The organism is uncultured Mailhella sp. (assembly GCF_947631555.1).
GTDB lineage: Bacteria > Desulfobacterota > Desulfovibrionia > Desulfovibrionales > Desulfovibrionaceae > Mailhella.
Genome location: NZ_CANRLT010000022.1, coordinates 23,230 through 32,445, shown reverse-complemented (window position 1 = coordinate 32,445; position 9,216 = coordinate 23,230). Strand labels below are relative to the sequence as shown.

Below are 9,216 nucleotides of genomic sequence, written 5' to 3'. Positions count from 1 at the left end.
AGTAGTTTTCCACGCCGTGCGGGGTCATTTCGCGGAACTGCGGGCAGATGGCATGGAGCACATCGCGCTGGGGCTTCACCACACCCATGAGACGCACCAGGTTGCAGGGGTCGTGCAGGGTGACGGGGAAGTTGTTGCGGCTGGGGTCGAGCTTGAGCTTGCCGCCGAGAACGATGTCGCGCAGCAGGGGGAAGCAGCTTTCGCGGGGGATGTTCAGGTCAGGCGGCAGGATGCGGTCGGCGATGACGGTGAGGGCTTTGTGGGCATGGCCGCATTCGCCGATGACGATTTTCTTGACGCCCAGTTTCTTGGCGGCCTGGGCGTGCTTGATGGCTACGCGGGCGGCCTGTACGTCATCGTAGAACACGCCGTAGTTCACGGAGTCGTAGCCGGCGATCTCGGAACTCAGCGTCCAGGACAGACCGGCAGCTTCGAAGATGATGGAGAAGGCCGCGATGTTGTCGGGCCAGGCGAGCATTTCGCCGGCGTTGTGGATGAGCAGGATGTCAGCGTTCGGCACGTCCCAGGGCGTCTTGAATTCGTAGCCCGTGGCTTCCACATAGTCTTCATCGATGAATTCCACGGTTTCCTGAACCACGTCGGGGTTCATGCCGGTGGAGGAGCCGACCTTGAGCTGGAGCTGCGTACCCTTTTCATGCAGTTCGCGGGGTGTCCAGCCGAATTCCTGGCTGAAGAGCTTGCGCAGTTCGCGGGCAATAAGGCCGTTGTCCACACCGATGGGGCAGACCTGTGCGCAGCGGCGGCACAGATTGCAGCGGTAGGCGAGTTCTGCCAGACGCACGACGGTCTTCCAGTTGAGTTCGGTATCGCCGTAACGCCACTTGGCGAGAGGTTCCTTCTTGATATACTGCTTGTAGATACGGCGGAACAGCTCGGAGCGGAAGTTCGGACGGTACATTTCATGTTCGCCGGACATTTCGTACAGATGGCAGGCTGCGGAGCAGGAATTGCACTGCGCGCAGTAATCCATCGTGGTGTCGAGCATGGCAAGGCAGGTCCAGTTGTTCTCGGGGGTGAACAGCTTGCGCACACCGTCCAGGAACTTGTTGACCATCTCTTCTTCCTCGGCCTTGGTCTGGGGCACGGGGATGAGCAGGACGTTGATGTCGTCCAGCAGACAGCAGTACTTCTGCTTCTGGTCTTCGGTGATGACTTTCCAGGGATAGGTCTGATGATCGACGGCCAGGGGGCGGAGGGTGTTCACGTCAACGGTGGTGAGGAGCCCTTCCTCCCTCGACATATCATTAAAGGTGAGTTCCTGCGAAGTTTTCATGTGCGGCTCCTTAATCCTGAAGCTCGGGGTTGGAAGTGGCGACTTCGGCCCAGGTCTTCTTGCCGTCGCCCTGAACGTGCGGAGCGCGCCAGCTCACGGGCAGGTTCAGGTTGTTGGCAAGCTGGCTCTGGAGCTTGGGGTTGTTGACGGTAGGAGCGTCGCCCCAGCGGATGTCGTGCCAGGTGAAATACTTCATGAACAGGTGACCAAGGAAGCTGTAGGGCACCCAGAAGAACATGAAGAAGCCGATGAGCAGATAGAGCACATACAGCGGTGTCAGCGTCATGGACGTGAAGGAAAGCATACCGTAAATGAAGCTGTTGCCCATGAGTGCGAAATCGTACACGCCGTAGCCGAGGCACAGGACGAGACCGAGCAGGCCGTACAAGCCGAACAGGCCGAGGTTGAAGAAGTGTTCGTTGGTGGTGTATTTGCGCAGACCCTTGTCGCACAGGCGGCGCTGGATCAGACCCACGGCTCCGAACAGGATGCCGGCGAAGCCGAGGACATCGCAGATCACGGTGAGGACGGTGCAGAAGGTCACAAAGCCATCAGCTCCGGCGAGCATTCCGAGGGCGGCGAGTATGGACAGGCCCATGGCGCCGAGGAGCAGATAGAGGCCGACATGGAAGGGATAGGTACGCATCCAGAGCGTGCGGTTGTGTTCCCAGACGGCCTTGAGAAAGAGCGCTTCGATGAGGAAGCCCTTGAGGGAGCCGACCATGCAGCTGCGGTGCTTGTCTTTCCACCAATCGACCTTTTCCAGGTAGCTGCCGCCGTATTTGACGCGTTCGGGATCTTCGTGTGCCACGGGATAGAGTTCCCAACGCAGGTGCTGAGGTTTCTTGAGATAGCCGATGATCTTCATCAGAGCCACGGCCACGAAGGCGATGACTGCCACATAGGCCAAACAGTAGAAAAAGATGCTCATGGTTGTCTCCTGTCGCGTTATCCGCCAACTTGCATCCTGACAGGGGCAATCTGCCCCGGCCATCATTTCCGCACCACGCTTCCAGACCGCCTGCCGCAACGCCGTTTACAGATAGAAGTATGCGGAATAATTTCCCTTCTTTCCAGCAAGGGCCATTGCCTGACGGCAAGGCCGGCGCAAGGATGCACCGGAGGTAAGCTCGACAAGAGTACACAACTCGGTGCCAAAAAACAAGCCTGTCCTGGCAGAAAGTTTCCTTAAGTTACGGCGCGGACAAAACTGCCGGAGGCGTTTTTACCCTTCATCCTGACAAGTAAGCACGATGTGCCCTTGAAGCAAGGGGAGCGGAGTACGCATGTGGAAAGGGCGTACAGGAGAGATGTTCAGAGGCGTTCCGTCCATTCCGGCAGGCTTGCGGTGGACTGCGGTATTGCCGTATGCTGGCTTGTGACGGTTTGACCACAGGCTCAGGGCTGCTTTCTCCGGGCCTTTGAGGGCGGGTGAACGGACTGGCGAATGCTGAAAGAGGAGAACGCTGAGGAGAACGCCATGGAATTTGGACTTCGCGGCAAGATTGTGGTTATCACGGGCGGAACCGCCGGTATAGGCAAGGCCAGTGTGGATGCGTTTCTTGAGGAGGGCTGCCGGGTAGCCGTATGCGGACGATCCGAGGACAGGCTGGCAGCGTTTCGGGCTGAGTACGCTGATCGGCAGGTTTTGGCCGTGCGCGCCGACGTGACCAGTCAGGGTGATATGAAGCGCCTGGCGGAGGAGACGGCGGCCGCATTCGGGCGCATCGATGTGTGGGTGAACAACGCCGGCATCTATCCCAAGGGGGATCTGGAAGACATGCCTCTGGAACTCTGGCGGGAGACTTTTGCCGTGAATGTGGATGGCGTGCTGTACGGTTCGCGCGCGGCCATTCCCCATCTGCGCAAGGCGGGAGGAGGCGTCATCGTCAATGCTTCTTCCTATGCCTCCATCATGCCTACCGGAGGACGGGGCGCCTACGGCGTCACCAAGGCGGCGGTGAGCCACATGACAAAGGTACTCGCCGCTGAACTGGCTCCGGATCATATCCGTGTGGTGGCCTATATGCCGGGCTTTGTACTCACCGCCATCAACGCCGCGGTAATAGGGGAATACGGCGCGGGCATGGTTCAGCGCCAGGCCGTGCAGAACCGCTACGGCCGCACGGAGGAGATTGCTCGTCTCATCGTGTTCCTCGCATCCGACGCCGCGAGTTTCATCACCGGCTGCGGCGTGGAAGCCAGCGGCGGCAAATACTGCGTACAGAATCCCTCTGCGGCCTGGGAAGGTCGCGGCTGAGCCTTTTCGCTGCGGTTTCCGCTGTCTTGCTTTTACTGTCTGAGTCTCGGGCTTCTTGCCTTACACCAGGGGTTAAGCGGCGGAGAGTGGAACGGTGTGCGGTTAGTCCTGCGGTTTCTGCCCGCTTTTATCTGAGTTTTCGCTTTCGGATGAGCCTTTGTCTTCGTGGGTTCGCTTCCACGCCTTGATGCTTTCGAGGCGCTGACGGCATCGGGCTTCCAGTCCCTGTGCTGTGGGAACGTAGTAGGAGCGATCAAGCAGGGCGTCGGGCAGGCAGTGCATGTTCGTAAGACGTTCTTCCGCATGATGGGCGTACTGGTAGCCCTTGCCGTAGTCGAGTTCCTGCATGAGTTTCGTTGGGGCGTTGCGCAGCTGAAGGGGCACGGGTTCATCGAGCATGGAGAGCGCGTCCTTCCGCGCCCGTGTGTAGGCGACGTACAGACTGTTGGATTTGGGCGCAAGGGAGAGATAGACCACGGCCTGAGTGAGGTGTACGGAACATTCCGGCATACCGATGAGATGGCAGGCATGATACGCGGAGACGGCCGTGTCCAGCGCGTGAGGGTCGGCCAACCCCACGTCCTCGCTTGCGAAGCGGGTGACCCTGCGGGCGATGTAGAGCGGATCCTCTCCCGCCTCCAGCATACGGGCGAGCCAGTACACCGCTGCATCGGGGTCGGAATTGCGCATGGACTTGTGCAGCGCGGAAATAAGGTTGTAGTGCTCTTCACCTTTTTTGTCGTAGAGCAGGGACTTGCGTGAGGTGCAGGCTTCCAGCGCCTCTTTGGAAATGCGCACGGTGTCGCCTTCTAGGTCCCCATTGAGTACGGCCATTTCCAGCGTGGAAAGCGCCGAGCGTGCGTCGCCGTTGGAAAAGGCGGCGATGATTTCCAGCATGTCCGGCGGCATGACGATGTGCTGTCTGCCAAAGCCCCTTGGGTCATGCAGAGCGCGTTCGAGCAGAGCCGTCATGTCGGCTTCTGAGAGCTGGTGCAGGACGAAGACCTTGCAGCGTGAGAGCAAGGCGCCGTTGACCTCGAAGGAAGGGTTTTCCGTGGTCGCGCCGATGAGGACAATGCTGCCTTTTTCCACGAAGGGCAGAAAGGCGTCCTGCTGAGCCTTGTTGAAGCGGTGTATCTCGTCCACAAAAAGCAGGGTGCGCCTTCCGTAGCTGCGGTCTTTTTCCGCCTGCTGCATGACGGCGCGTATCTCCTTGATGCCGCTGGTCACGGCGGAAAAGTCGATAAAGCCCGATTTGGTATGCCCGGCGATGATGCGGGCCAGCGTGGTCTTGCCCACGCCCGGAGGCCCCCAGAAGATCATGGAGGAAAGCTGGTCTGATTCGATGAGTTTGCGCAGTACCTTGCCCTTGCCGAGCAGGTGCTCCTGACCGAAGAATTCTTCCAGCGTGCGTGGACGCAGGCGTGCGGCCAGCGGCTGGGAAAGGTCGTTGTCGAAAAAGGAATGCTGCTCCATGCTGTCCCCTCCCCTGAAAGGTCCGGCGGATCCGTGTTTCTGCCGGAAGCCTGCGGCAGATTCGGATCGGGCGGGCTTCCGCCTGCCATGATAGCGGCATAAGCTTCCGGAGAAAAGCACCCGTGGGGCAGTTTTCGGGCCGGGCTGAGGGAAAAAAAGAGCCGCCCGAAGGCGGCCCTGTTTCAGATAGTGTTGAGAGCGTTACATGAGGATGAAGGCCACGATACCGACGGCAACGCCATACAGGAAGAAGGGCGCGGCGGTGCGGCGGAGGATGTCGCCTTCCTTGCCGATGAGTCCGAGCACGGCGCAGGCAGCCACGATGTTATGGATGCAGATCATGTTGCCCATGGCGCCGCCGGCGCCCTGAGCCGCGAGGATGATGAAGTACTGAGGCACGGTGTAGCCGAGAGTCTTGGCCATATCCCACTGGAAGTTGGCGAAGAGCATGTCGGACACGGTGTTGGAGCCGGTGATGAACGCACCGAGGCCGCCGACGTAGGAGGCGAGGGCAGGCCAGGCACCGCCGGCGAGGTCGGCCAGGCACTGAGCCAGAGCCATGGGCATGGAGACGTGGTTGGTGGCTTCGCTGACGCCCGTACCCTTGAAGATGGACACGAGGGCAACGGCGGCGAGCAGGGAGATGGTGGGAGCCTTCATCTTGGCAAAGGCGGTGCTCCAGGCCTTGCTGACCTTGTTGCTGCCGATTTCATCGTTGCGCAGCATACCGTGCAGGAAGATGGTAAGGATGGAGACCAGGATGAAGGGGATGGTTCCGGGCAGGTTCAGGATGGCGATGTAGGAAGCCACACCCTGCTGACCAAGGATGTTGGAAGCGCCGATGTTGAACATCGGGTCGGTGACGATGGGCTTCAGGTGGAAGGCGGGCACGCGGGTGATCACGAGGATGAGTCCGCAGAGGATGTAGGGCAGCCAGGCCATGAACTGGCTCATGTGCTCCCGGTATTCGGTCACGTCAGAGGGCTTGATTTCGCCGATCCAGGCGGGATCCCACTTGTCGTTGCTGTCGAAGTCCCAGGTGCCTTCAGGCACGCAGATGCCCTTCTTGGTGAGCGCCACGAGGACGCCGAGGCCGATGATACCGCCGAGCAGGGAAGGCAGTTCGGGCCCGACGGTCCAGGCGAGGATGAGGTAGGGCACGCCGAAGCAGACGGAGGCGAGCAGGCAGTACTTCCACGCAGCAAAGCCTTCAGCCCAGGACTTGTTCTTGCCGTAGTAGCGGGTCATGAAGCCCAGCAGGAAGATGGGCAGGATGAAGAGCATGGGCAGGTGCATGAGGGTGACGTATTCGCCGATGGTCTTGTAGACAAGGGCGGGGTCACCGGAGCCGAGGGCTGCCAGAGCGAGGCTTTCAATGGATTTGAAGCCCTGAAGCACGGGAGTGCCCACAGCGCCGAAGGTCACGGGGATGCTGTTGAAGGCGAGGCAGATGACGGCCGCGCAGAGGGGAGGGAAGCCGAGGCCGAGGAGCAGAGGAGCCGCAAGAGCTGCGGGAGTGCCGAAGCCGGCTGCGCCTTCAATGAAGGCGGCGAACATGAAGCCAATGATGATGGTCTGCACGCGGCGGTCGGGGCTGATCTTCTTCATGCCCGCCTGAATGGTTTCCATGGCGCCGCTGTAGGTAAGCGTGTAGTAGATGAGCAGCGCGCCGAAAACGATAATCAGCACGCCGGCTGCCGTGATGAAGCCCTCCAGGGTGAGAGCGATCACCCGGATGACGGGAAGCTGCCATACAATGATGGCGAGGATGGCGCCGGTCGCCCAGGCAAGGGGCATGGCGCGCATGGAGGACCAGCGAAGGCCGACCATGAGAACCAGCGCCACCAGAAGCGGCGCAACGGCGAATAGGGCCAGCAGTTCAGTGTTCATAAAGGCACTCCTCTACTCTCGTGTAAAAAGGTAAGCGGGTCACGCAGGAAATGAACCTGCGCCGTGTCAGCGTATCGGAAGGCCCCGAAGGGCTGGACGCGCGGTCGATGCGGCTCCGCCCCGGGCGGAGCGGAGCCTTGTTCTGTTACTTCATGTGACGGGCGAGCAGTTCGGAGATGTGCTCGACCTTGAGCTGCGAATCGTTGGCCGTGGCTACGCCGCGGATCTGCATGACGCAGCCCGGGCAGTCGGTCACGACAAGAGACGCTCCGGTGTCTTCACTGTTCTTGAGCTTCTTTTTGCCGATTTCAGCGGAAAGTTCGGGGAACTTCACGGAGAAGGTACCGCCAAAGCCGCAGCAGGTGTCTTCTTCGGCCGCGGGCACATAGTCGGCGACCATGTTCAGCAGGGCGCGGGGTTCTTCGGTCACGCCCAGATCGCGCATATGGCAGGGCGAGTGGTAGGTCACCTTCTCATTCGACTTGACGAAGTCATCGGCGCGCAGTCCGAGCTTGTTGTAGACGAAGGAGGTGAAGTCCATGACCTTGGAGACGAAGATACCGGCGCGGTACTGATCCGGGCTGTCCTTCAGCAGTTCGGGATAGCTGTTCTTCAGGTGACCGGTGCAGGAGGCGCAGAGGGTGATGATGGCATCGTACTTGCCGGCTTCAAAGGCGTTCACGTTCTGCGAACTCACCTGGATGCTGGTATCGCGCTGGCCCATCATGTCCAAAGGCAGACCGCAGCAGGTCTGGCCGAGGGGGAACTCCACATGAACGCCGTGCTTGTTGAGCAGACGCACGGCGGCCACGAGCTGCTCGGGATAGATGAAGTCCTGAGCGCAGCCGGAGAAGATGGCCACACGGAATCTGGGCTGAGCGGGGTTGTTCACCACGCCGTTGAAGAGCTGGCGGAAGGACTTGGGAGCCAGAGCCGGAAGCTGGCGGAAGCTCTGGTCGCCTCCCATGAGCACGGCGGGCAGATGACGGATGAACCTGCCTCCCTTCACGGTGAGGGGCTTCTGCGAGAACTTGATGAACTTCAGCAGGCTGTGGAAGCGGTCGCGATCCTTCATCACCATGCTCATCACGGAACCGGCAGGGTTGTTGCCCTCCGCCTTGACGAGGCGGGCACGGATCTCGCGGGTGATGCGGGGCAGGTCGATGCCCGCGGAACACACGTTCTTGCAGGATTCGCAGCCGATGCAGTTCTGCACCAGCGCACGGGCCTTGTCCGCTCCGTGGTACAGGTAGGTGAGGGCGAGGCCCACGGCGCCGATGTACACATAGCCCATCTTGTGTCCGCCGATGAGACGGTAGACGGGGCAGACATTGGCGCAGGCGCCGCAGCGCACGCAGCGCAGGATATCCTTGAAGGCGGGATCCTGGGCGATCTTAAGCCGGCCGTTGTCAAGGAAGACGATGTGCATTTCCTTGCGGCCGTTCGGCCCTGTGGCGCATTCGTTGGCGCCGGCGATCCAGGTGATGTAGGAGGTGATGGCCTGAGCCGTGGCATTCCTGGGCAGAACCTGAAGTACCTTCAGGGCATCGGCCACGGTGGGGATGAGCTTTTCCAGACCGGCGAGCACCACATGGACGCGGGGCATGGTGGTGACGAGGCGCAGGTTGCCCTCGTTGGTGGCCGTGCCGATGAGTCCGGCTTCCGCCACGGCGAAGTTGGCGCCGGAAATGCCCATGTCGGCCTTCACATACTCGATGCGCAGTTCCTTACGGGCTACCTTCACCAGCTTCTGGATATCCTCCCTGTCCTGCTGCACCTTGGTCACGTCGGTGAACAGATCAGCGACCTGATAGCGGGACAGGTGGATGGCGGGCATGACCATGTGCGAGGGCCCTTCATGGCGGAGCTGAATGATCCATTCACCAAGGTCGGTTTCCACCACGCGGCAGCCTTCTTTTTCCAGAGCTGTGTTGAGGTGGATTTCTTCCGCCGTCATGGACTTGGACTTGATGATGTTGTGGCAGTTGTTTTCCTTGGCGATCCGGGCAATGATGCGGTTGGCCTCGGCGCCGGTGGAAGCGAGGTGCACATGGACGCCGCGTTTTTCGGCTTCGGTCTTGAACTGCTCGAACAGCTCCATCATGTGCTGAGCGGCGTTGTCCTTGATGTCGGCCACCTGCTTGATCAGACCGTCCACATCCATGCCTTCGAAGATACGGGTGCGGTTGGCCTTGTATTCAACGGCGAACTTGTCCAGCGTGGCGCGGAGGAACTTGTCGTCCAGCGCTTCCTGAATCTGGCTGTGGTATTCCTTCATGTTTTTGGCGTCGGCCAT

General features: G+C 60.4%; 6 protein-coding genes. 1 reads left to right on the top strand and 5 read right to left on the bottom strand.

Annotation, left to right across the window (positions count from 1 at the left end; translation table 11 throughout):
• Both Q0Z94_RS04875 and Q0Z94_RS04870 read right to left on the bottom strand, forming a co-directional pair.
• Positions 1-1,294: (Fe-S)-binding protein (locus Q0Z94_RS04875; RefSeq protein WP_298067901.1), on the bottom strand; the 1,294-nt coding region annotated here is incomplete at its 3' end.
• Positions 1,295-1,304: 10 nt separating this feature from the next.
• Positions 1,305-2,225, bottom strand: coding sequence for a respiratory nitrate reductase subunit gamma (locus Q0Z94_RS04870; protein WP_298067900.1), 921 nt, complete (start codon positions 2,223-2,225; stop codon positions 1,305-1,307).
• Between the two features lie 549 nt (positions 2,226-2,774).
• Here Q0Z94_RS04870 and Q0Z94_RS04865 point away from each other — a divergent pair.
• On the top strand, positions 2,775-3,554 hold the full coding sequence (locus Q0Z94_RS04865) for an SDR family oxidoreductase (RefSeq protein ID WP_298067899.1): 780 nt from the start codon (positions 2,775-2,777) through the stop codon (positions 3,552-3,554).
• Positions 3,555-3,656: 102 nt separating this feature from the next.
• On the opposite strand, the gene Q0Z94_RS04860 is transcribed toward Q0Z94_RS04865, so the two are convergent.
• From Q0Z94_RS04860 to ldhH, 3 genes are all read right to left on the bottom strand, one after another.
• The gene (locus Q0Z94_RS04860; protein ID WP_298067898.1) at positions 3,657-5,030 is read right to left on the bottom strand and encodes a replication-associated recombination protein A; all 1,374 of its coding nucleotides are present in this window, start codon (positions 5,028-5,030) and stop codon (positions 3,657-3,659) included.
• Positions 5,031-5,231: 201 nt separating this feature from the next.
• Positions 5,232-6,920: an L-lactate permease gene (locus Q0Z94_RS04855; protein WP_298067897.1), complete on the bottom strand. Its 1,689-nt coding sequence runs from the start codon at positions 6,918-6,920 to the stop codon at positions 5,232-5,234.
• 145 nt (positions 6,921-7,065) lie between these two features.
• The gene (gene ldhH / locus Q0Z94_RS04850) at positions 7,066-9,216 is read right to left on the bottom strand and encodes an L-lactate dehydrogenase (quinone) large subunit LdhH (RefSeq protein WP_298067896.1); all 2,151 of its coding nucleotides are present in this window, start codon (positions 9,214-9,216) and stop codon (positions 7,066-7,068) included.

Excerpts from the sequence above, each read along its gene's own strand:
- Q0Z94_RS04870 (WP_298067900.1), bottom strand. The coding sequence starts at position 2,225 with ATGAGCATCTTTTTCTACTGTTTGGCCTATGTGGCAGTCATCGCCTTC.
- Q0Z94_RS04865 (WP_298067899.1), top strand. The coding sequence starts at position 2,775 with ATGGAATTTGGACTTCGCGGCAAGATTGTGGTTATCACGGGCGGAACC.
- Q0Z94_RS04855 (WP_298067897.1), bottom strand. The coding sequence starts at position 6,920 with ATGAACACTGAACTGCTGGCCCTATTCGCCGTTGCGCCGCTTCTGGTG.
- ldhH (WP_298067896.1), bottom strand. The coding sequence starts at position 9,216 with ATGGCCGACGCCAAAAACATGAAGGAATACCACAGCCAGATTCAGGAA.
- Q0Z94_RS04860 (WP_298067898.1), bottom strand. The coding sequence starts at position 5,030 with ATGGAGCAGCATTCCTTTTTCGACAACGACCTTTCCCAGCCGCTGGCC.